The 21330-nt window shown below is 71.8% G+C and carries 20 protein-coding genes; 6 read left to right on the top strand and 14 right to left on the bottom strand.

Features of this window, described 5'->3' with window-relative positions:
- Window positions 1-11: 11 nt before the first annotated feature.
- From mnhG to ACF3NH_RS04890, 7 genes are all read right to left on the bottom strand, one after another.
- Complete coding sequence (mnhG, locus tag ACF3NH_RS04920; protein ID WP_422922057.1) at window positions 12-386, bottom strand: monovalent cation/H(+) antiporter subunit G; 375 nt, start codon at window positions 384-386, stop codon at window positions 12-14.
- Window positions 383-640, bottom strand: coding sequence for a monovalent cation/H+ antiporter complex subunit F (locus ACF3NH_RS04915; protein ID WP_422922056.1), 258 nt, complete (start codon window positions 638-640; stop codon window positions 383-385). Before ACF3NH_RS04915 ends, mnhG begins: the two co-directional genes overlap by 4 nt.
- Window positions 637-981 (bottom strand): Na+/H+ antiporter subunit E, encoded by a 345-nt coding sequence (locus ACF3NH_RS04910; protein WP_422922054.1) that lies wholly within the window; start codon window positions 979-981, stop codon window positions 637-639. The genes ACF3NH_RS04915 and ACF3NH_RS04910 overlap by 4 nt, the downstream gene beginning before the upstream one ends.
- Entirely contained in the window at window positions 978-2462 is a 1485-nt protein-coding gene (locus tag ACF3NH_RS04905; protein ID WP_422922053.1) for a proton-conducting transporter transmembrane domain-containing protein, read from the bottom strand. Before ACF3NH_RS04905 ends, ACF3NH_RS04910 begins: the two co-directional genes overlap by 4 nt.
- Complete coding sequence (locus tag ACF3NH_RS04900; protein WP_422922052.1) at window positions 2455-2904, bottom strand: sodium:proton antiporter; 450 nt, start codon at window positions 2902-2904, stop codon at window positions 2455-2457. The genes ACF3NH_RS04905 and ACF3NH_RS04900 overlap by 8 nt, the downstream gene beginning before the upstream one ends.
- A complete protein-coding gene (gene mbhE, locus ACF3NH_RS04895) occupies window positions 2901-5642 on the bottom strand; it encodes a hydrogen gas-evolving membrane-bound hydrogenase subunit E (RefSeq protein ID WP_422922051.1) in 2742 nt (913 codons plus the stop codon). The genes ACF3NH_RS04900 and mbhE overlap by 4 nt, the downstream gene beginning before the upstream one ends.
- Before the next feature lie 92 nt (window positions 5643-5734).
- Window positions 5735-6427 carry a phosphatase PAP2 family protein gene (locus tag ACF3NH_RS04890; RefSeq protein WP_198367567.1) on the bottom strand — a complete coding sequence of 231 codons (693 nt, stop codon included), beginning with the start codon at window positions 6425-6427 and terminating at the stop codon, window positions 5735-5737.
- A gap of 215 nt (window positions 6428-6642) precedes the next feature.
- Here ACF3NH_RS04890 and ACF3NH_RS04885 point away from each other — a divergent pair, with 215 nt between their 5' ends.
- Together ACF3NH_RS04885 and ACF3NH_RS04880 are read left to right on the top strand one after the other, a co-directional pair.
- Complete coding sequence (locus tag ACF3NH_RS04885) at window positions 6643-7551, top strand: lipid kinase (RefSeq protein WP_198367566.1); 909 nt, start codon at window positions 6643-6645, stop codon at window positions 7549-7551.
- Window positions 7551-8288 carry a TerC family protein gene (locus ACF3NH_RS04880; RefSeq protein WP_198367565.1) on the top strand — a complete coding sequence of 246 codons (738 nt, stop codon included), beginning with the start codon at window positions 7551-7553 and terminating at the stop codon, window positions 8286-8288. The genes ACF3NH_RS04885 and ACF3NH_RS04880 overlap by 1 nt, the downstream gene beginning before the upstream one ends.
- Window positions 8289-8310: 22 nt before the next feature.
- On the opposite strand, the gene ACF3NH_RS04875 is transcribed toward ACF3NH_RS04880, so the two are convergent.
- Both ACF3NH_RS04875 and ACF3NH_RS04870 read right to left on the bottom strand, forming a co-directional pair.
- Complete coding sequence (locus ACF3NH_RS04875; RefSeq protein WP_422922050.1) at window positions 8311-9093, bottom strand: SDR family oxidoreductase; 783 nt, start codon at window positions 9091-9093, stop codon at window positions 8311-8313.
- A 28-nt stretch (window positions 9094-9121) separates the two neighbouring features.
- Entirely contained in the window at window positions 9122-10102 is a 981-nt protein-coding gene (locus ACF3NH_RS04870) for a Bug family tripartite tricarboxylate transporter substrate binding protein (RefSeq protein WP_422922049.1), read from the bottom strand.
- 229 nt (window positions 10103-10331) lie between these two features.
- Between ACF3NH_RS04870 and ACF3NH_RS04865 the strand changes: the two genes are divergently transcribed.
- Window positions 10332-10850: a hypothetical protein gene (locus ACF3NH_RS04865; protein WP_422922048.1), complete on the top strand. Its 519-nt coding sequence runs from the start codon at window positions 10332-10334 to the stop codon at window positions 10848-10850.
- A 27-nt stretch (window positions 10851-10877) separates the two neighbouring features.
- On the opposite strand, the gene tldD is transcribed toward ACF3NH_RS04865, so the two are convergent.
- The 3 genes from tldD to ACF3NH_RS04850 are packed head-to-tail and all read right to left on the bottom strand — an operon-like array spanning window position 10878 to window position 15603.
- On the bottom strand, window positions 10878-12305 hold the full coding sequence (tldD, locus tag ACF3NH_RS04860; RefSeq protein WP_198367561.1) for a metalloprotease TldD: 1428 nt from the start codon (window positions 12303-12305) through the stop codon (window positions 10878-10880).
- Window positions 12302-14533: a sensor histidine kinase gene (locus ACF3NH_RS04855; protein WP_198367560.1), complete on the bottom strand. Its 2232-nt coding sequence runs from the start codon at window positions 14531-14533 to the stop codon at window positions 12302-12304. The genes tldD and ACF3NH_RS04855 overlap by 4 nt, the downstream gene beginning before the upstream one ends.
- The gene (locus tag ACF3NH_RS04850) at window positions 14530-15603 is read right to left on the bottom strand and encodes a COX15/CtaA family protein (protein ID WP_422922047.1); all 1074 of its coding nucleotides are present in this window, start codon (window positions 15601-15603) and stop codon (window positions 14530-14532) included. Before ACF3NH_RS04850 ends, ACF3NH_RS04855 begins: the two co-directional genes overlap by 4 nt.
- Before the next feature lie 105 nt (window positions 15604-15708).
- On the opposite strand from ACF3NH_RS04850, the gene ACF3NH_RS04845 reads away from it, so the two are divergent.
- Both ACF3NH_RS04845 and ACF3NH_RS04840 read left to right on the top strand, forming a co-directional pair.
- Window positions 15709-16575, top strand: coding sequence for a glycosyltransferase family 2 protein (locus tag ACF3NH_RS04845; protein ID WP_232477318.1), 867 nt, complete (start codon window positions 15709-15711; stop codon window positions 16573-16575).
- Window positions 16572-17294 (top strand): TVP38/TMEM64 family protein, encoded by a 723-nt coding sequence (locus tag ACF3NH_RS04840; RefSeq protein ID WP_370592058.1) that lies wholly within the window; start codon window positions 16572-16574, stop codon window positions 17292-17294. The genes ACF3NH_RS04845 and ACF3NH_RS04840 overlap by 4 nt, the downstream gene beginning before the upstream one ends.
- An 18-nt stretch (window positions 17295-17312) precedes the next feature.
- Here the strand turns inward: ACF3NH_RS04840 and ACF3NH_RS04835 are convergent, their stop codons facing one another.
- Window positions 17313-18368, bottom strand: coding sequence for a polysaccharide pyruvyl transferase family protein (locus tag ACF3NH_RS04835; RefSeq protein WP_422922046.1), 1056 nt, complete (start codon window positions 18366-18368; stop codon window positions 17313-17315).
- Between the two features lie 92 nt (window positions 18369-18460).
- Complete coding sequence (gene uvrB, locus ACF3NH_RS04830) at window positions 18461-20701, bottom strand: excinuclease ABC subunit UvrB (RefSeq protein WP_422922045.1); 2241 nt, start codon at window positions 20699-20701, stop codon at window positions 18461-18463.
- Between the two features lie 254 nt (window positions 20702-20955).
- On the opposite strand from uvrB, the gene ACF3NH_RS04825 reads away from it, so the two are divergent.
- Window positions 20956-21267, top strand: coding sequence for a hypothetical protein (locus tag ACF3NH_RS04825; protein WP_198367556.1), 312 nt, complete (start codon window positions 20956-20958; stop codon window positions 21265-21267).
- The last annotated feature ends 63 nt before the right edge of the window (window positions 21268-21330 follow it).

The following is a 21330-nucleotide window of genomic DNA, read 5'->3' as shown; positions in this document are numbered from 1 at the left end:
GGGCGGAGGCGCTACTCCTCCCGGCTGCTGCGCTCCTCCAGGGGCGCCTCCTGCCGGGACAGGATGCCCGACAGCGGGTCCTCTCCGTGCAGCCCGCGCAGCGTCGCGCCCGACATATAGGCGGCGCGGCCCAGCAGCTGCGTCGCCACCGGCAGGGTCAGCAGCATCAGCAGGATCGTGCCCGCCCCCGTCACGATACCGTCCCAGCTGCCATCGATCAGCATGCTGCCCAGCAGCACCAGGCTGGCGCCGAGCGTGCCGGCCTTGGTCGCCGAATGCATCCGCTGGAACGGGTCGGCCAGCCGCACCACGCCCAGCGCGGCGATGCAGAGGAACAGCACGCCCAAGCCCTGGGCGAGCCATGCGAGGCCCTGCGTCAGGCTCATCTCCCGCCCCCCTTGCGCTCCAGGAAGGCGGCGAAGGCGCAGGTGGCGATGAAGTTGATCAGCGACAGGCCCAGCGCCACGTCGAGATAGGCCGAGTGCCCCGTCATTGTCGCCGTCAGCGCCGCGAAGCCGATCGCCACGGCCGTCAGCATGTCGAGCGCCACGAAGCGGTCGGCGTAGCCCGGCCCGTGCAGCATGCGGTAGGCGGCCAGCGCCAGCGGCACCAGCAGCACCAGGATCAGCAGCGTGGTCATGGTTCCAGCCTCCGGATCCAGCGTTCATAGAGCCGCTTGAAGCGCGCCACCGCCCGGGCCGGATCCTCGGCATCGAGCAGATGGACATAGAGCCGGCGGCGATCCTCGCTGACATGCAGGCAGGTGGAGCCCGGCGTCAGCGAGAGGAAGCTGGCGAAGATCACCGTCGCCCAGGCGTGGCGCAGTTCCACCGGCACGATGACGATGGCCGGATGGGTGCGTGGCTGCCTCGCCAGGACGATCCGCGCCACGGCGAACGAGGAGACGACCAGGTCGATCAGGAAGATGCCCAGCAGCACCAGCGCCGCCAGCACCTGCCGGGGCAGGGCGGGAATTCTCATGGCGCGCCTCCCGCCGCCGGCAACAGGGGCGCCGCCGCCAGCGCCGAGAAGCGGGAGACCGGCTCCACCAGCAGCCCCATGGCCAGCGTCAGGGCGGCCAGCAGGCCGATCGACCAGAGCATCGGCGCCGGCACGGCGCGCGGTCGCGCCGGTGGGCCCTCGGGCCGCCGCGGGGGCGCGTCCTTCCAGAAGGCCTCGATCCAGACCGTCGCCATGCAGTAGAGCGTCAGCAGCCCGACCAGCAGCGCCATGCCCGCCAGCCAGAGGTGCCCGGCGCGCAGGCTGGCATCGATCACCAGCAGCTTGGCCCAGAAGCCGGAGAAGGGCGGCATGCCGGCGAGCGACAGGGCGGCGACGGCGAACAGCGCCGCCAGCGCCGGCCGCCGCCGCATCAGCCCGCCGCACCGCCGCAGGTCGTAGCTGCCGCAGGCGCGGCGGATCGCGCCGGCCAGCAGGAACAGCGCGGCCATGACGACGATGTGGTGCAGCATGTAGAACACCGCGCCGGTCAGGCCCTTGGGCGTGGCCAGCGCCAGCCCCATCAGCATCTGCCCGACGCCGCTGACGATGCTGAAGCCCAGCAGGCGGCGGATGTCCCATTGCGCGAAGGCGCAGAGCACGCCGGCCAGCATGGTCGCCGCCGCCATGCCCAGCATCACCTCGCGCAGCCCCGGCACCGCCGGCAGGACCATCGGCAGGATCCGCAGGCAGGCATAGACGCCGACCTTGGTCAGCAGTCCGGCGAAGGCCGCGGCCACGACGATCGGGGCGGTGTGGTAGGAGGCAGGCAGCCAGAAGAACAACGGGAAGAAGCCCGCCTTGATGCCGAAGCCGGCGAGCAGGAGGAAGGCCGCCACGGTCAGCCCGGCCGAGGGCGGCATCTGCGGCAGCAGCACCGCCAGTTCCGCCAGGTTCAGCGTGCCGGTCAGGCCGTAGAGCAGCGCCACGGCGGTCAGGAACAGGATGGTGCCGAGGATGTTCATCGCCGCGTAGCGCAGCGTGCCGTCGAGCTGCGCGCGGCTGCGATCGAGCAGCAGCAGCCCCATCGCCGTCACCAGCATCACCTCGAACCAGACATAGAGGTTGAAGATGTCGCCGGTGAGGAAGGCGCCGTTCACCCCCGCCATCATGCCGAGGAAGAGGGGGTGGAAGCCGGCCTTCTCCTGGCTGCGGCGCAGCGCGGCGCGGCCGAAGAGGAGGGCGGCGCAGGCGACGAAGGCGCTGACCAGCACCAGCGCGGCGCCCAGCGGATCGGCGCTGAACACTACGCCGAAGGGCGCGGGCCAGCCGCCGAAGGCGGTGACGATGGGGCCCGCCGACAGCACGCGGGCGAGCAGGGCGGCGGCGCCGAGCAGCAGTGCGAGCAGCGCCACCGCCGTCACGCCGCGCTGCGCCGCCGGGCGCGCGCCGAGCAGGGCGGCCAGCGCCGCGCCGCCGAGCGGCAGGGCGACAGGGGCCAGGGTCAGGGCGGCGTCACGCATGCCGCGCGGCCTCCGCCGGCGGCGTTCCGGGCGCCGGCCTTGGGGACTCTGGTTTCGGGGCCTCGGGTCTCGGCGGCTCGAGGAAGGGGTCGCCCAGCCGCTCGGCCGCGTCGATCTCGCGGCTGTCGAGGGTGCCGAAGCGGCCGTAGAGGCGCAGCACCAGCGCCGCCAGGAAGGCGACCAGCGCGAAGCCGATGACGATGGCGGTCAGCACCAGGGCCTGCGGCAGGGGGTTGGCGGCGGCCGGCGCCAGGCTCTGCGCCCCGGGCGGGATGAGCGGCGGCACCGTGGTGCCGATCCGCCCCATGGCGAAGATCAGCAGGTTGACCGCGGTCGAGAGCAGGGAAATCCCGAGCACGAGCCGCACCAGGTTGCGCGACAGCATCAGGAACACCCCGCAGGCCGCGAGCAGGGCGATGGCGGCGCTCAGCAGCAGGATCATCGGGCGGGCTCCCGGTAGAGGCGGAAGAGGAAGGCGAGCACGCTGCCGAGGACAACGAGATAGACGCCGATATCGAAGAACAGGGTGGTGCCGAACTTCACCTCCACGCCGAGGATCACCGGGCTGAACCACAGGTGCTGCAGGAAGGCGCCGTGCAGCGCGAGGCCGGGCAGGCCGCTCAGCAGGGCGAAGAGCAGGCCGGCGCCGGCGAGCCCGAGGGGATGCAGGCGCAGCAGGCGCCGCGCCGCGCCGACGCCCTCGGCCAGGGCGACGATGGCGAAGCCCAGCGCCGCGACCAGCCCGCCGATGAAGCCGCCGCCCGGCTCGTTGTGGCCGCGCAGCAGGATCCACAGCGAGGCGGCCCCCAGCATGACGAAGAAGATCCGGTCCATGGCGCGCAGCACGAGGGCGGAGGAGCCCTGGCCGCCGCCATCCTCCTTCTGCCCCGCCGGCGGCCGCAGCAGGGCCCAGACGGTGATGGCGGCGAAGCCCAGCACGGCGGTCTCGCCGAAGGTGTCCATGGCGCGGAAATCGACCAGGATGACGTTCACCACGTTGCGCCCGAAGGCTTCCGGGTAGCTGGCCTGGGCGAAGTAGTCGGAGAGGCGCGTGTCCAGCGGCTGCGACAGCACCGATTGCAGCGCCAGGAAGACCAGGAGCCCGAAGCCGGCGGCCAGCAGGCCGTCGCGCCGCCGCTCCGCCTCGCTGCGCGCGATGCCGGGCTCCAGCGGCAGGCGCAGCAGGGTGGCGGTCAGCAGGACGACCAGCAGGGCCTCGACCGAGAACTGCGTCAGCGCCAGGTCCGGCGCGCCGTTGAGCAGGAAGATCAGAGCGATGCAGAGCCCGACCAGACCGACGGCGACCAGGCCGGTGAGCAGCGAATCCGCCCGCGCGGCGGTCAGCCCGCCGGCCAGGCCGATGATCAGCAGGCCCAGCACCTCCGGGCGCAGCCGGTCCTGGGAGGTGAGCGCCAGCCCGCCGCTCATCGCCAGGCCGAGGCCGGCCAGGAGCAGCACGGTGGCGAAGATCGTGGCCAGGTAGCGCCTCAGATCGCCGTGCTGCAGGGTCCGGGCGGTGGCCTCGGCCAGCTCGTCGAGGCGGCGCATGCCCCATTCGTAGCCGTGGTCGCCCGAGAAGCGGTCGAGCCGCTTCAGCCCGCGCAGCCCGGCATGGATCGGCTGCCACAGCATCAGGATCAGGCCGCCGACGACGATCACCAGCCCGCTCAGCGCCAGCATCGGCGTCAGCCCGTGCCACAGCTTGAAGCTGACCTCGACCGGCTCGCCGCGGATGGCCGAGGCGGCGGGGGCGATGACATACTGGCTCACCCCCTCCGGCCAGAGGCTGAAGACCAGGCCGGCCAGGGCCAGCACCAGCGGGCCGAAGAGCAGGCCCGGCGTCTCGCCATGCTTCACCGCCGTGGTGCGGTGGCGGTTGAGGAAGAAGGGCCGCAGCGAGACCACCCCGGCGATGCCCACCATCACCGCGTTGACCAGCACGGCAACGACGACCGGCGCCGCGTCCCAGGAGCTGGCGAGCTGCGCCTCGAACAGCACCTCCTTCGAGATGAAGCCCATGAAGGGGGGCAGGCCGGCCATGGACAGGCTGGCCAGGACGGCGGCGGCGGCGGTGAGCGGCAGGAAGCGGGCGACGCCGCCGAGCTTGCGCAGCGTCGCCTCGCCGGTGGCGTGGATCACCGTGCCGGCGCAGAAGAAGAGGGCCGCCTTGTAGAAGGCATGCGCCAGGATGAAGCCGACGGTGGCGACCACCGTGGCCTCGCCGTCCAGGCCGGTCAGCATCACCAGGATGCCGAGCGAGGCGACGGTGGAATAGGCCAGCACCGCCTTGAAGCCGGTGGCGCGCAGGGCCTGGATGGCGGCGACCAGCATGGTGACGGAGCCGACCGCGACCAGCGCCTCGCGGTACAGCGCGGCATCGCCGAGCACCAGCTCGAAGCGGGCCAGCAGGTAGATGCCGAGCTTCACCATGGTCGCCGAATGCAGGTAGGCCGAGGCCGGGGTCGGCGCCTGCATGGCGTTGGGCAGCCAGAAGTAGAAGGGATACTGCGCCGACTTGGTGAAGGCGCCGAGCAGCACGAAGAGGATGATCCAGGTGCGCCAGGGGCTGGCCAGGATCTCGTCCGAACGGGCGGCGGCCTCGGACAGGGAGAAGCTGCCGAGCGTGGCGCCGATCAGCAGGATGCCGGCCAGCAGCGCCAGCCCGCCGCCCGCCGTCACCAGCAGCGACTGAATGGCCGAGCGCCGCGCCGTCGGGCTGTGGCTCTCGAAGCCGATCAGCAGGAAGGAGAGCAGGCTGGTCAGCTCCCAGAAGACGAAGAGGCTGATCAGGTTGTCCGAGAGCACCGCGCCCAGCATCGCGGTCATGAACAGCAGGATCAGGGTCAGGAAGCGGGCGCGGGTGGTGGGCTGCTTCTCCGCCATGTAGGCGCCCGAATAGACCACGACCAGCGCGCCGATCCCGGTGATCAGCAGGGCGAAGAGGAGGGAGAAGCCGTCGAGGCGGAAGTCGAGGTCAATGCCGAGCGAGGGCGCCCAGGGCAGCCGCGCGCCGATCACCTCGCCGCCCGCCACCGTGCCGGCCATGGAGAGGAAGCCGGCGAAGAGGGTGGCGGGCAGGAGGCCCAGCGCCCAGCCGCAGAAGCGGCCCGTCAGATGCGAAACCGGCGCGGCCAGGAGGGCGCCCAGCACCGCCAGGCCCAGTAGCAACCCGATACTCAATGACCCTGTCCCCCTCCATACCGCAGCCGCCAAAAGATTAACTTATATACATGTTGTTCGTTGCACGAGAAAGTGAGCGGGCCGGGCCCGCCCTAGCGTCTCCTCCAGGCCAGCCAGCCGCGCAGCACCAGCCAGCAGGCCATGGACCAGGCGGCGCCGAGGCACCAGCCGGCCAGCACGTCGGTCGGCCAGTGGACGCCGAGATAGATCCTGCTGGCGCCGACCAGCAGCGCCAGCAGGATGGCGATGCCGAGGATATAGGCTTTCAGCCGCCCTGCCTCAGTCACGCCGGCGAGAAGGGTACCGAGTGTCAGATAGCAGGTGGCGGACAGCATGGCGTGACCGCTCGGGAAACTCGCCGTGTGCACCTCCACCAGGTGTGCCACCAACTCGGGGCGGGGGCGGTCGAAGCCGAGCTTGAGCAGGCTGTTCAGCGCCATGCCGCCGCCGAAGGAGAGCACCAGCAGCAGCGCGGAGAACCACTTCCGCAGCATCAGGATGTAGCCCAGCGCTACCAGCCCGATCAGCAGCAGCACCGCGTGGCTGCCCAGCGCGGTGAAGTCGCGCATCATGACCTCGAGCCAGAAGGGCCCGATCGGGTCGGCCGGATCGCCCGGCCGGCGCAGGGCGAGCAGGAGGCCCTCGTCGAAGTCGCGCGTATCGCCGTCGAGGGCGCTGTCCATCAGGCCGGCGAAGGCGAGCATCCCGCCGGCGCAGACCAGCAGCGCCGCCAGGGTGGCGAACTGTCCCCAGCCGAATCTCGCGGGCCCGGCGGGACGCTCCATCCCGCCGGGCCTCCCGGCCCTTCCGAAGGCAGGCGCCATCCCCACTCTCCTCTCTACTGAGGGCCAAGACGCGGGCGGGAAGATTCGGTTGCTCCGCGCATCCCGCCCCTCCGCCACGCGTTTGCCGCCCAGTGCAGGGTAGAGAGTGCCAAGGTAGAGCCGGGGAAGCATGAGGGGGACTGACATCATCGCGTGGCTCCGTGCCGGGCAGCGCCATGCGTGATCCGCGTCGCCGGGCCCTGCTGATCGTCAACCGGCAGGCCCGCAACGGCGGCGCCGCGCTGGACGAGGCGCTGGCGGTGCTCACCGCAGCGGGCTGGGGGCTGCAGGAGGCCACCTGCCGGGAGGGCGAGACGCCCGCCGACGTCATCCGCCGACACGCCGCGGAGGCTTTCACCGCCGTCATCCTGGGCGGTGGCGACGGCACGCTGAATGGCGCCGCTCCCGCCCTGGTCGAGACCGGCCTGCCCTTCGGCATCCTGCCGCTCGGCACCGCCAATGACCTGGCGCGCAGCCTGGGCATCGAGCCGGACCCCGTGGCGGCCGCGCAGGTCATCGCCGCCGGATTGCTGCGGCCGATCGATCTCGGCGAGGTGAACGGGCACCTGTTCTTCAATGTCGCCAGCATCGGCTTCAGCGCGCATCTGGCGCGCGGGCTGGGGCGGGAGGAGAAGAAGCGCTGGGGCAAGCTCGGCTATGCACTGGCCGCCTTCCGCCTGCTGCGCCGCACCCGCCCCTTCACCGCCTGGATCACCCATGACGGGGTGACGGAGAAGGTGAAGACCATCCAGGTCTCCGTCGGCAACGGCCGCCACTATGGCGGCGGCATGACGGTGGCCAGCAACGCCCGCCCCGACGACGGCAAGCTCGACGTCTACAGCCTGGAGCTGGACCACTGGTGGCGGCTCCTGGCGCTGCTGCCCTTCCTGCGGCGCGGCACGCATGGGCAGTGGCGCGACGTGCGGGCCTTCCCGACCACGGCCTGCGAGGTCCGCACCCGCCGGCCGATGCAGGTCAACACCGATGGCGAGCTGACGGCCAAGACCCCCGCTCGCTTCCGCCTGCGGCCGAAGGCCGTGCGCGTCTTCGCACCCGCCTTTCCCCTCGGAGAACCTCTCCCGTGATGGACCAGCTCCTCGTTCTGGCGTCCGATCCCGCCGCCTGGGTGGCGCTCGCCGCGCTCGTGGCCATGGAGGTCGTGCTCGGCATCGACAACCTGATCTTCATCTCGATCATCACCAACAAGCTGCCGGAGGGGCAAAGGGAGCGGGCGCGCTATATCGGCATCGGCCTCGCGCTGGTGCTCCGCCTGGCGCTGCTCGGCACCGTCGCCATCATCGTGCGGCTGACCGCGCCGGTCTTCGAGGTGCTGGGCCAGGGCTTCTCCTGGCGCGACCTGATCCTGCTCGCCGGCGGCCTGTTCCTGGTCTGGAAGGCCACCAAGGAGATCCACCACAACGTCGATCCGCCGCCGGAGGGGGACATGTTCTCCGGCAAGGCGCAACTGACCTTCGGCGCCGCCATCGCGCAGATCCTGGTGCTGGACCTGGTCTTCTCGATCGACAGCATCATCACCGCGGTGGGCATGACCGGGCATGTGCCCATCATGGTCATCGCCGTGCTGGCGGCCGTCACCGTCATGCTGCTGGCGGCCAATCCCCTGGCCCGCTTCATCGAGGCCAACCCGACCGTGGTGATGCTGGCCCTCGCCTTCCTGATGATGATCGGCATGACGCTGATCGCCGAGGGCTTCGGGGCGCATGTGCCGAAGGGCTACATCTATGCCGCCATGGCCTTCTCGGTGGCGGTGGAAGGGCTGAACCTGCTCTCCCGCCGCGCCCGGGCGCGGCAGCGGGGCTGAGGGGGCGCCCCGGCCGCGCGGCTCAGACGCCGCGCTGCAGGCCGCCATCCACCGCGACCGCCTGCCCGGTGACATAGGCCGAGACCGGCGCGGCCAGGAAGGCGACCATGGCGGCCACCTCCTCCGGCGTGGCGAGGCGGCCCATGGGAATGTCGGCGGCGACGCGGGCCAGCACCGCCTCCTCCGTCAGGCCCTCGTCCCGCGCCATGGCGGCGGCGCGGCCCTGCCAGAGCGGCGTCAGGGCGCGGCCGGGCGAGACGGTGTTCACCCCGATCCCGTCCGGGGCCAGCTCCAGCGACAGCGTCTTGGACAGCGCGAGCAGCCCCGCCTTGTGGGTGTTGGAGACCACCTGATGCGCCGTGGGCTGCCGGGCCGAGACGGCGCCGAGCAGCACCACGCGGGCGCCCGCGGCGCGGCGCAGCGCCGGCAGCATGGCCCGCACGGCGCGCACCGGGCCCAGGATGTTGAACTCGTAGTTCGCCAGCCATTGCGCGTCGGTCAGCGCCTCGAAGGCGGAGCGGTGGCTGCCTCCGGCGGCGCAGACCAGGGCCTGCAATCCCCGCCCCTCGTACCGCGCGGCGAGCGCGGCGAGCTGCGCCGGATCGGACTGGTCGCAGGGGACGGTCTCCGGCCGGGTGCCGGTCTCGGCCGCGAGGCGGCCGGCGGCGGCCTCGAGCCGGCCAGTGTCGCGCGCCGCGATGGTCACGCGCGCGCCCTCCCGCAGCAGCAGGGCCGCGGTGGCGAGCCCGATGCCTGAGGAACCGCCGATGACCAGCGCCTCGCATCCTGTCAGTTGCAGATCCATGGTCCCGTGGCTCTCCCTGTCTCGCCGCTCATTCCGGCCTGGTGTTGGACGCCTTCAGCAGGGGCCGCCACTTCTCGGTCTCCGCCTTGAGGAAGGCCGCCAGGGCGGCGGGCTCGGAAGGCCGCGCCTCGGCGCCATGATGCGCCAGATCCGTCACCAGCTGCGGCTGCGCCAGGCAGTCCCGCAGCGCGGCGGAAAGCCGTGCCACGATCGGTTGCGGCAGCCCCCTGGGCCCGAGCAGGGCATACCAGTTGGCCACCTCGAAGCCTGGCACCGTCTCCGAGACGGCGGGCAGCTCGGGCATCAGGCGGCTGCGCCGCGCGGTCGGCACGCCCAGGGCGCGCAGCCGGCCCGCCTGCACCTGCGGCAGGGCGGTGGGCGCGGTGGCGAAGGAATAGTCCACCTTGCCGCTGATCAGGTCGCTCATGGCGGGGCCGCCGCCGCGATAGGGCACGTGCACCGTCTCGATGCCGGCGAGATGGTCGAGCAGGGCGCCGCCGAGATGCCCCGCGCCGCCGATGCCGGAGGAGGCGTAGTTCAGCTTCCCCGGATTCTCGCGCGCCGCGGCGATGAGGGCGCCCAGGTCGCGCCACGGCCGGTCGGCGGGGACGACGAGGATGTTCAGCACATCCGCGAAGAGGCCGATCGGCGTCAGGTCGGTCTGCGGGTTGAAGGCGAGGTCGTCGAACAGGCTGGGGTTGATCGCCAGGGCGGAGATGGTGCCCATCAGCAGGGTATGGCCATCGGGCGCGGCGTTGACCACGGTCTGGGTAGCGACATTGCCGCTGCCGCCCGGCCGGTTCTCGACCACCACCGGCTCGCTGCCGCCGAGCGCCGCCTGCAGCCGGGGCGCCAGCAGGCGCGTGGTGATGTCGGTCGCGCCGCCCGCCGCGAAACCGACGACGATGCGGACCGGGTGGTCCGGATAGCGCGTCTGCGCGCGCGCGCCCGCGCCGGCCAGGGCCGGCAGGGCGAGCGCGGTGCCAAGCAGGGTCCGGCGCTGCAGCATGATGTGGTCTTCCTCCCCGGCGCCGGCCGGGTTGCGTTGCCCTCGGCCAGTCATGATCCGTGACGGCCATGGTCATTCCGTCATCTGGCGACTGTCAACAGTACGACTGCCCGCAAGTGCCCCGGAAACCTCCCGGCAGGAGTGTGCAACGGGCGGAAGATGACGGCGTTGTCATCCATCCTGACCGGCGAGGGATCGCCGGATGGACGGAGAGGAGAAGGAGCGCCGCATGAGCATCCCCATCGCGACCGAACGCCGTGTTCTGACCACCCACGAATATGAGACCGTGCAGCGCAGCCACTACCCCGACATCTCCGGTGTCCGGAAGCCGGAGCTGATCGACATCGCCCGGCGGCTGCGGGAGTTCCGCGACAAGGCCCGCGACGTCGCCCGGGGCCGCCAGCGCGAGAGGCGCGGCAAGGCCGAGCCGCGCGGCGCCACGCCGGCGCGGGACGAGACCGGCCTGACGGTCAAGAAGCAGATCTTCGCCTCCGCCCTGCGGCGGGTGAACAAGGAGATCGCGCGGCACGATGCCGATGCGCGCCGGCCGGAGCAGGGAGAGATCGCCCGTCGGGCCCTCGAGATGAAGCGGGCGAACCGGGCCCGGCATCATCCCAACGCCGGGCGCACCGCCCATCACGGCATGCGCAAGGTCGAGAGCGAGGCCGTCACCACCGGCGTCGATCCGCGGAAGGTGGGCAGCATCTCGCAGCAGAACAAGAACTTCCAGGGCGCCAGCGACCGCTGAGGCCAAGCGGGGCTCAGGCGGCGGGGCTCAGACGGCGGTGCCGCCGATGGTGAGCCCCGTCATCTTCAGGGTGGGCTGGCCGACGCCGACCGGCACGCCCTGGCCCTGCTTGCCGCAGGTACCGATGCCGGGATCGAGCGCCATGTCGTTGCCGATCATGCTGACGCGGGTCAGCGCCTCCGGCCCGTTGCCGATCAGCATGGCGCCCTTCACCGGGGCGCCGATCCGGCCGTTCTCGACCAGATAGGCCTCGGACATGCCGAAGACGAACTTGCCGCTGGTGATGTCGACCTGCCCGCCGCTGAAGTTCACGCCGTAGATCCCGCGCTTCACGCTGGCCAGGATCTCGGCCGGCTCCCTGTCGCCGCCCGCCATCACCGTGTTGGTCATGCGCGGCATCGGCGCATGGGCGTGGCTCTGGCGACGGCCGTTGCCGGTGGCGGCGGCGCCCATCAGCCGGGCGTTCTGCCGGTCCTGCAGGAAGCCCACCAGGATGCCGTCCTCGATCAGCACGGTGCGGCCGGAGGGCGTGCCCTCGTCATCCACCGTGATCGAGCCGCGCCGGTCGGGCAGGGTGCCGTCATCCACCACCGTCACGCCGGGCGCCGCGATGCGGCTGCCGAGCAGGCCGGCGAAGGCGGAGGTCCGCTTGCGGTTGAAGTCGCCCTCCAGCCCGTGGCCGATCGCCTCGTGCAGCAGGATGCCGGGCCAGCCGGGGCCGAGCACCACCTCCATCTCGCCGGCCGGGGCGGGGATGCTCTCCAGGTTCAGCACCGCCTGGCGCAGGGCCTCGTCCACCGCGCCGCGCCAGGCGGCGGGGGCGATGACGCGCTCATAGGCGAAGCGCCCGCCCATGCCGTGGCTGCCGGTCTCGCGCCGCCCCCCGGCCTCGACCACGACGGAGACACTGAGCCGCACCAGCGGCCGCAGGTCGGCCACCCGGTTGCCATCGGCGCGCAGGATCTGCACCGCCTGCCATTCCCCGGTGAGGCTGGCCATGACCTGGGTCACGCGGCTGTCGCGGGCGCGGGCATAGGCGTCGATCTCGGCCAGCAGCGCGGTCTTGGCGGGAAAGTCGAGGGCCGAGAGCGGGTTGGCGCCGTCGTAGAGCCGCGCATTGGTGGCGCGTGGCGCGGCGGCGAGGGTGCCGGACCGGCCCTGGGCCACGGCGCGCACCGTGGCCGCCGCCCGCTTCAGCGCCGCCTCCGAGATCTCGCCGCCATGCGCGTAACCGGCCGCCTCGCCCTGCACGGCGCGCAGCCCGAAGCCGCGCGTCGCGTCGAAGCTCGCCGAGCGGATGCGTCCGTCATCCAGGCTGACCGCCTCGCTCTCCACGTATTCGAGGAACAGCTCGCCATCCTCGGTGCCGGACAGGGCGCCGGAGAGGATGCGCTCGGCCGCGGCGCGGTCGAGGTCGCGGAAGAACAGCCGGTCGGTGGTCGCGAGGGCGGTCATGCCGTCTGCTCCTGATGCTGATGGGCGGGAAGCCGCAGCCGCGCCACGGTTCCCCGGCCGGGGGCGCTGTCCAGCCGCAGCTCCGCGCCCATGGCCCGGGAGAGGGCGCGGGCCAGGTAGAGGCCAAGCCCCGATCCGGCATAGCGGCGCGAATGCGTGGGCTCCAGCTGGACGAAGGGCTCGAAGGCGCGCTCCACCTGTTCCGGGTCGATGCCGATGCCGCTGTCGGAGACGCGCAACTCGACGACCCCCTCTTCCAGCGCCTCGGCGGAGACATGCACCTCGCCACCCTGCGGCGTGAACTTCAAGGCATTGGAGATGAGGTTGAGCAGCACCTGGCGCAAGCGCCGCTCTTCCGCCAGGGCGCGGGGCAGCTCCGGCAGGGGATCGAGGATCAGCGCCACCCTGGCTTCCTCGGCGGCGGTGCCCATCAGCCGCACCATGTTGCCGAGCACGGTCGGCAGGTGCAGCGGCCGGATCTGCGCCGGCAGCGGGCCGGTGCCGACCTGCGCGACCTCCAGGATCTCGTCGATCAGCGAGAGGAGGTGCCGCCCTGCCTCCAGGATGGTGCCGGCGAACTCCTCGACATTGGCCCCGTTCGGATCGGCCTGCAGCGCCTCGGAGAAGCCGATCACGGCGTGCAGCGGGGTGCGGAGCTCGTGGCTCATGGTGGCCAGGAAGCGGCTCTTAGCGGCATCGGCCTCCTCGGCGGCGATGCGGGCGCGCTCGATCTCGGCCCGGGCGCGGTGCTCCTCGGTGACATCGCGGTAGGTCCGGATGAAGCCGCCTTCGGCGGTCGGGTCGCTGCTCACCTCGATCACCCGGCCATCGGGACGGGTGCGCTGATAGCGGCCCAGCCGGATCTGCATCTCATCGGGCGCCTGGCTGGCGCGGTGGTGGAACTGCGCGTCGGCGGTGAACTCGCCGCTGTCGAGCTGGCGCCGCTTCAGCTCCTGCAGGGGCGTGCCGGGCTGCAGCGCCTCGGGCGGCAGGCCGATCATCGGCGCGGCCAGCCGGTTGGCGGCGGTCAGCCGGGCATCCTTGTCGAACAGGCAGACACCGTGCGGCATGCTGTCGAGCATGACCTGCAGCAGATCGGCCCGGTGCCGGGCGTCGGTCTGGGCGCGATGCAACGCCGTGACGTCGCTGATGACGGAGATATGCCCGCCATCGGGCAGCGGGGCGCTGATGGCGCTGATCACCGTCCCGTCGCGCCGCGGCCGGGTGCGGGGCGGGCCGAAATGCGTCTGGCGCCGGAACACCTCCTCGGGCGTCGCGTCGTCGAGGAAGGTGCCGAGCGCGGCGCGGCGGGCGATGATCTCGGACAGATGCTCGCCGACCGTGACCTCGGCGCCGCGCATGATGGCCTGGTAGGCGGCGTTGACATGGCGCAGCCGCTGGTCGGGGCCATAGACGCAGACGCCGTGCGGCAGCGCCGCCAGCACGCCGTTCAGCAGCGCGGCCCGGCGCCTGGCCTCGTCCTCGACCTGCTGCATCGGCGTGATGTCGTCGATCACGCTCATGGTGCCGCCATCCGGCAGCGGCTGGCTGATGAGGCGGACCGCCTGCCCGTCCTGCCAGCGGAAGATGCTGTCCTGCCGGCGGCCGCCGTCGAGCCTCAGGCTCCGCTCCAGCCGGGCGGCCTCGTCCGCGGGCAGGACCCGGTGGCGCGCGATCAGGCCGGCGATCGCATCCTGGCCGAGGCCGGGCCGCAGGCTGCCCGGGGGCAGGCCGAGGAGCGGCTCGCAGGAGGGGCTGGCGAGGCGCAGCCGGCCGTCCTGGTCGAACAGGCCGATGCCGAAGGGGCAGCCGAGCAGGGCGGTCTCCGCCAGCCGGAGGCGCCCCAGGGCCCGCGCCTCGCCCAGCCGGTGCGGCGTCGCGTCCACGAACATGGTCACGCAGCCGCCCTCGGGCAGCGGTGCGTAGTTGATCTCGATCCAGCGTCCGTCGGTGGCGCGGAACGTCCGGCGCCCGGGGCGGCTGCGATCGAGGGCCATCAGGGCCTGGTGCTGCGCCTCGGGGTCGCCCGGACCGCAGATGCCGGCATAGGCGGCCCAGCGCGTCATCTCCTCCAGGCTGCGCCCCACCAGCGACGCCCCGGCGGGCTGGCCGAACAGCAGGTTGATCTCCGGGCTGGCGAATCGGACCTGCCATGCCCCGTCATAGACCAGCATGGCGGGCGGCAGCGCCTCCGGCTCCTCCAGTCCGGTGGGCGCCGCGCCGGTCACGACCGGCCTGGCCGCGCGGCGGGCCGCAGCGCGTGCAGCGCCACCAGGCTCGCGGTCAGCACGCCCACCGCCATGGCCTGGTGCAAGGTGCCGAGCCAGACCGGCACCACCATCAGCAGGGTCGCCACGCCCAGCGCGTATTGCAGCAGCACCGCCCCGCCCAGGGCGAGCAGCGCGCCGCGGGCAAAGCCCGGCCGCAGGGCATGATGGCCCCAGGCCGCGGCCGCCAGGGCGGCCAGGCCGGCCAGGGTCGCCAGCAGGCGGTGGTTCCATTGCACGGCGGCGATGTTCTCGGTGAGGTTGCGCCAGGCGGGCGAGAGCATGGCATAGCCATCCGGCAGCCATTGTCCGTCCATCAGCGGGAAGGTGTTGTAGGTCAGCCCGGCGCGCAGCCCGGCGACGAAACCGCCGGCCAGCATGGCCAGCACCACCAGCCCCGCCGTCAGATGCACCAGCCGCCGCAGCCCGGCCGGATGCGCCGGGCCGTCGCGCTCCGGCCGCAGCAGGCCGAGCGCGGTCCAGAGCACCATGCCGTAGAGCACCAGGGCGAGGCCGAGATGCAGCACCAGCCGGTAGGGGGAGACGGTGGTGCTGTCCTCGAAGAAGCCGGAGGCGACCATGAACCAGCCGACCACCCCCTGCAGCCCGCCGAGCAGGAAGAGCAGCACCAGCCGCGGCTTCAGCCCGGCGGGAATGCGGCCCCGCAGCCAGAACCAGGCCAGCGGCAGCAGGAAGGCCAGTCCGATCAGCCGGCCCCAGAGCCGGTGCAGCCATTCCAGCCAGAAGATCCGCTTGAAGCCCTCGATGCCGAAGCCCTGGTTGATCAGCTCGTATTGCGGGATGCCGCGGTAGAGATCGTAGAGCCGCTGCCACTCGGCCTGGCTCATCGGCGGCAGGGTGCCGCGCAGCGGCGCCCATTCCATGATGGAGAGGCCGGAGCCGGTGAGCCGCGTGGCGCCGCCGAGCGCGACCATCACCCAGATCAGGCCGGCGATGCCGAGCAGCCACCAGGCGATGGCGCGGTGGTCGGCGCGGCTGTCGGGGACGGGGCGGGGGGTGTCGAAAGGCATGGTCGCCCTTCCTAGCACAGCCGTCGCGGCGGCGGAGGACGCCACGCCGCTGCTTTTCGCTTTCGCGGGCGCGACGTGGCCACGCCGCATCAGCAGCCTCCCGTCATGGCGGGCGCTTGTCGCACCGCGCGCCGCCTGCTACCCCGCCCGGCCATGCCGGAAGACCCGCGCCCCGCCGATGCCGAAAGCCCCGGCGCGCCGCCCGATGCCCTGACCGAGCCCGCCATCTCCGTCGTCGTGCCGGTGCGCAACGAGGCGCCCAACATCGCCCCGCTGGTGGCCGAGATCGGCGCCGCCCTGGCCGCCGTGCCGCACGAGATCGTCTATGTCGATGACGGCTCGACCGACGCCACGGCCGAGACGCTGCGCGCAGTGGCGCGGGAGGTGCCGGCCCTGCGGGTGCTGCGCCACGCCGCCTCCTGCGGCCAGTCCGCCGCCATCGTCACCGGTGTGCGCGCCGCGCGCGGCGCCTGGATCGCCACCCTGGACGGTGACGGGCAGAACGACCCGGCCGATATCCCGGCGCTCTGGGACTTCGCCAGGGCCGAGAGCCGCCCGGAGGCGCCGCCGCTGATGGTGGCCGGCTGGCGCACGAAGCGGCAGGACAACCAGGTGAAGCGCCTGTCCAGCCGCTGGGCCAACGGCATCCGGGCGCGCCTGCTGGGCGATGCCACGCCGGATACCGGCTGCGGCCTGAAGCTCTTCCCGCGCGCGCTGTTCCTGAGCCTGCCGGCCTTCGACCACATGCACCGCTTCCTGCCCGCGCTGGTGCTGCGCCAGGGCGGGCGGGTGGTCAGCCGGCCGGTGAACCATCGCCCCCGCATGCGCGGCCAGTCGAACTACGGCACGCTCGACCGGCTGGTGGTCGGCGTGGTCGACATCTTCGGCGTGATGTGGCTGCAGCGCCGCTGGAAGCGCCCCCATGTGCTGCCCGGGGTGCTGCCCGGGGTGCTGCCCGGGGACCCCGGGTGAGCGGCGGGCCGCCGCAACGCCGCAATCCCTTCGCCGCGCTCGCCCGGCTGCTGCTGATGGCGGCGGGGCTGGGCCTGGCCGGCTGGCTGCTGCGCGAACTGGGCGCGGCGCCGGGCGGTGACCAGGCCGAGGCCTGGGTGCGCCGCTTCGGCCTGCAGCAGACGCTCTGGGGGGAGGCGGTCTTCCTGGCCATCGGCGGCATCGCCTGCGCGGTCGGCGTGCCGCGTCAGGCCGTGGCATTCCTGGGCGGCTATGCCTTCGGGGCCTGGCTGGGCGGGCTGCTCGGGCTGCTGGCGCAGATGCTGGGCTGCGCCGCGGCCTATGGCTGGGCGCGGCTGGTCGGCGGGGGCTGGGCGGAGCGGCGGCTGGCCGGGCGCTTCGGGCGGCGACTGCGGCCGCTGCATGACAGCCTGACCGCCAGCCCCTTCGGCGCCACCCTGGCGCTGCGCCTGCTGCCCATCGGCAACAACCTGGCGGTGAACCTGCTGGCCGGACTCTCCGCCATCCCGGCCCCGGCCTTCCTGGCCGGCAGCCTGCTGGGCTACCTGCCGCAGACGGCGGTCTTCGCCCTGGCCGGCTCCGGCGTGGCGGTGGAGCGGACCACGCAGCTCGTCCTGGCCGGCATCCTGTTCCTGGGCTCGGCCCTGATCGGGGTCTGGATGCTGCGCCGGCACCGCACCGGCCGGGCGATGGCGACCGGGGACGACAGCGCGCCCTGAGCCCGGCCCGCCACCGGACTACCAGCGCAGCAGCTGCTCGAAATCCGCCGGCAGCGGCCAGCGCGCCGCGGTGGGGTCGATGGCCGGCCGCACCGGGAAGGCCTCCAGCAGCGCCGCGTGGTCGTGGGCGAAGGGCTGGTAGTGCCGGTCGATGGCGCGGATCAGCGCCGCCCAGTCGGTCGGCTGGCCGGTCGGCTGGCCATAGACCAGCAGGTTGCGGCGGCCGGTGCCGAGGTAGAAATCGGCGACGCGGTGGTCGAGCAGGCCGGCGCTCTCGGGCAGGGGGATGATGTGCGGGCCGGGCGGCAGGCTGCCGCTCAGCAGGGCGCAGGGAATGCCATAGGCATCGGCCAGGATCAGGCCGTGGAAGCTGGTGCTGGCGATGCGGCGGCAGCCGAGTATCTCGTCCAGCTTGCCGCGGAAGCCGGCCATCGATGGCTCGTGATAGGTCGGGATGATCCGGACGCCTTCCTCCGTCCCCCCCTCGTAGCGGGCCAGTCCGACGCGCATCAGCGGCTCGGGCTGCGGCGTGGCCAGCTCGGAGATATGCGGAATGACGCCGAGCTCGGTGCCCGGCGTCGCCTCGCCCTGGGGAAGGATGCGGGGGAAGATCCGGGGCAGCACCCAGCCCGGATCGCCATAGACCGCCGGCGCGTGCAGTCCCGCCTGGAGCAGGGTGCGGCGGGAGTTGGGGCCGCGCACGGCGTGGATGACGAATTGTGTGTCCGGCGGCGCGACGTAGCGGCCGGATTCCGCCATCCGCCCATGTGCCGCGTCGAAGCCGGTGCCCCAGACATGCACCGTGCCGTTGCGCTGGTTCTGGCCGATGGTGCCGACCGCGGCGAGGCGCAGGTTCCTGCCGTCGAAGGCGCGATGCGCCACCGGCAGGCGGCTGAGCGCGGTGGCGACCACGGGACTCAGGGCGTCGCCGAAATTGGCGAAAGGCACCTTCAGGGAACTGCGCACCCAGGCCAGCGGCACGGCCTTCAGGCGGTGGATCTCCGCCGCCAGATCGGCGTAGTCGCTGTAATGCGACAGGTCGGGGGCAGGCGCCACCTCGGGGGTTGCGGTCATGCGGCGGCTTTCCTGAGGCGGCGAAAGACGAAAGGTTACGCAGCCATATTGGACATTAAACCGGCATTTTTGCAACCGGGAGCTGCGATGCCTCAACCTGCCCGCTTCGTCCGCCCGCCACGCTTGCCCGGCTCATAGCCGCCCCCGCCGGGGCCGAGGGGCTTCGGGCGCCATTCCTTCCGGCCTGCACCCCGCTTCGGCGCCGCCTCGGCGGCCCGCCGCGGCTGCGCGTCCTGCATGGAGCGGCCGGCCAGGTTGGGCTGCAGCGCATCCGCCAGACCCAGCTCGAGATTCTCCAGCCGCTTGATCTCGTCGCGCAGCCGGGCGGCGGTCTCGAACTCCAGATCGGCGGCGGCGGCGCGCATCTTGCGCTCCAGCTCGGCGATGCTGGCGCGCAGGTCCTTGCCGACGAACTCCGCCGGCCCGTCCTCCTCCGCCGCCGTCGGCGCGATGGTGACGTAATCCTGCTCATAGACCGATTGCAGCACGTCGCTGATCTGCCGGCGGATGGTCTGCGGCGTGATGCCGTGCTCGGCGTTCCAGGCCTGCTGCTTGGCGCGGCGACGGTCGGTCTCCTCCAGGGCGCGGCGCATGCTGTCGGTCATGCGGTCGGCATAGAGGATGACGCGGCCCTCGGCGTTGCGCGCGGCGCGGCCGATGGTCTGGATCAGCGAGGTGGTGGAGCGCAGGAAGCCTTCCTTGTCGGCATCGAGGATGGCGACCAGGGCGCATTCCGGGATGTCCAGCCCCTCGCGCAGCAGGTTGATGCCGACCAGCACGTCGAACACGCCCTTGCGCAGGTCGCGGATGATCTCGATGCGCTCCAGCGTGTCCACGTCGGAATGCAGGTAGCGGACCTTGATGCCGGCCTCGGTCATGTATTCGGTGAGGTCCTCGGCCATGCGCTTGGTCAGCGTCGTCACCAGGACGCGGCCGCCCTTGGCCATGACGTCGTGGCACTGCGCCAGCAGGTCGTCCACCTGCCCCTCCACCGGCCGGATCTCGACCGGCGGATCGGTCAGGCCGGTGGGGCGGATGACCTGTTCGGCGAAGCTGCCCCCGGTGCGTTCCATCTCCCAGGAGCCGGGCGTCGCGCTGACGAAGAGGCTGTCGGGGCGGAAGCTGTCCCATTCCTCGAACTTCAGCGGGCGGTTGTCCATGCAGGAGGGCAGGCGGAAGCCGAACTCCGAGAGGATGGTCTTGCGCGCGTAGTCGCCCCGGTACATGCCACCGATCTGCGGCACGGTGACGTGGCTCTCATCGACGATCAGCAGCGCGTTCTCGGGCAGGTACTCGAACAGCGTCGGCGGCGGGTTGCCGGGGCCGCGGCCGGAGAGGTAGCGCGAGTAGTTCTCGATTCCCTTGCAGGAGCCGGTGGTCTCCATCATCTCGAGATCGAAGGTGGTGCGCTGTTCCAGCCGCTGCGCCTCCAGCAGCTTGCCCTCGGCGGTCAGCTCCTCCAGCCGCTGCTTCAGCTCGACACGGATGTCGCGGATCGCCTGCAGCAGGGTCGGGCGCGGCGTCACGTAGTGGCTGTTGGCGTAGATGGCGACATTCTCCATCTCGCCGGCGATCTCTCCGGTCAGCGGGTCGAATTCGCGCAAGCCGTCGATCTCGTCGCCGAACAGGCTGATGCGCCAGGCGCGATCCTCCAGGTGCGAGGGCCAGACATCCACCGTCTCGCCGCGCACGCGGAAGGTGCCGCGCTGGAAGGCGGCGTCGTTGCGGCGGTATTGCTGCTCGACCAGCGCCTTCAGCAGCTGCTCGCGGGCGATGCGGCCGCCGAGCTGCAGCTTGACCACCATGTTCGAATACAGCTCGACCGAACCGATGCCGTAGATGCAGGAGACCGAGGCGACGATGATGACGTCGTTGCGCTCCAGCAGCGCCTGGGTGGCGCTGTGCCGCATGCGGTCGATCTGCTCGTTGATCTGCGCATCCTTCTCGATATAGGTGTCGGAGCGCGGAACATAGGCTTCCGGTTGATAGTAGTCGTAGTAGCTGACGAAGTACTCGACCGCGTTCTCCGGGAAGAAGGACTTCATCTCGCCATAAAGCTGGGCCGCCAGCGTCTTGTTCGGCGCCAGGATCAGGGTGGGGCGCTGCACCGCCTCGATCACCTTGGCCATGGTGAAGGTCTTGCCCGAGCCGGTGACGCCGAGCAGCACCTGGTCCCGCTCCTCCTGGCCCAGCCCCTCCACCAGCTGCGCGATGGCGGCGGGCTGGTCCCCCGCCGGCTCATAGGGGGAGACCACCTGCAGCCGCCGGGTCATGGGCGGGGCGGGGCGTTTCGGGGGCAGGAACGGCGTGGCGGCGGGAATGATCAGGTTCATGCGACGGTCCGTGCGGGGGACGAGGGTATCGAGTCGGCAGCGCTGCGGGGATGTGGGGTGCGGCGGTGGCAGAATCATCCACGGAACGAAAATAGAACACATTGCGAATCCGCCAAGGCAATGCTGCGGTGCGTTAACTTTTCCGTGATGTTGGCGAGTTTCTTTAAGAAGTCTTCACCGTTTATAAGAAATTCTGGCGACACGAGCCTGCTCGCTCCCCGTGCCTTCGTGCTGCGCCGCAGAATGTGAGCCTGATGACCCTGCCGACCCTGTCCGACGCGGAGATCGCCGAGATCACCGCCCTCATCCAGACCCTGCCCGGTCAGTGGAAGGTTTTCCCGCATCTTGGCACCGACGGAGAGGCCACGCTGCATCTCGCCCCCGCCCTCTGGGACGGCGAGGATGCGGGGGTGGTCATGCAGCCCGGCCCGGAGGGCATCCGGGTCATGCTGGTGGTCGCCGACGAGATCGCCGAACTCGGCCATGCCGGCAGCGTCTGGGCCGCCGTCTCGATGGCCTGGCGCGCCGCCACGCGCCGCGTCCGGCACGCCATACCCGCCATCTAGAGCGGATCCCGATCGGTCGGAAGCACCTGACCAGGTGAAGATGCTCGCGAAAACAGATGGCTA

It is taken from the genome of Pseudoroseomonas sp. WGS1072 (assembly GCF_049340465.1).
In the GTDB taxonomy this organism is placed as follows: domain Bacteria; phylum Pseudomonadota; class Alphaproteobacteria; order Acetobacterales; family Acetobacteraceae; genus Pseudoroseomonas.
This window is presented reverse-complemented; position numbering and strand designations above follow the sequence as displayed.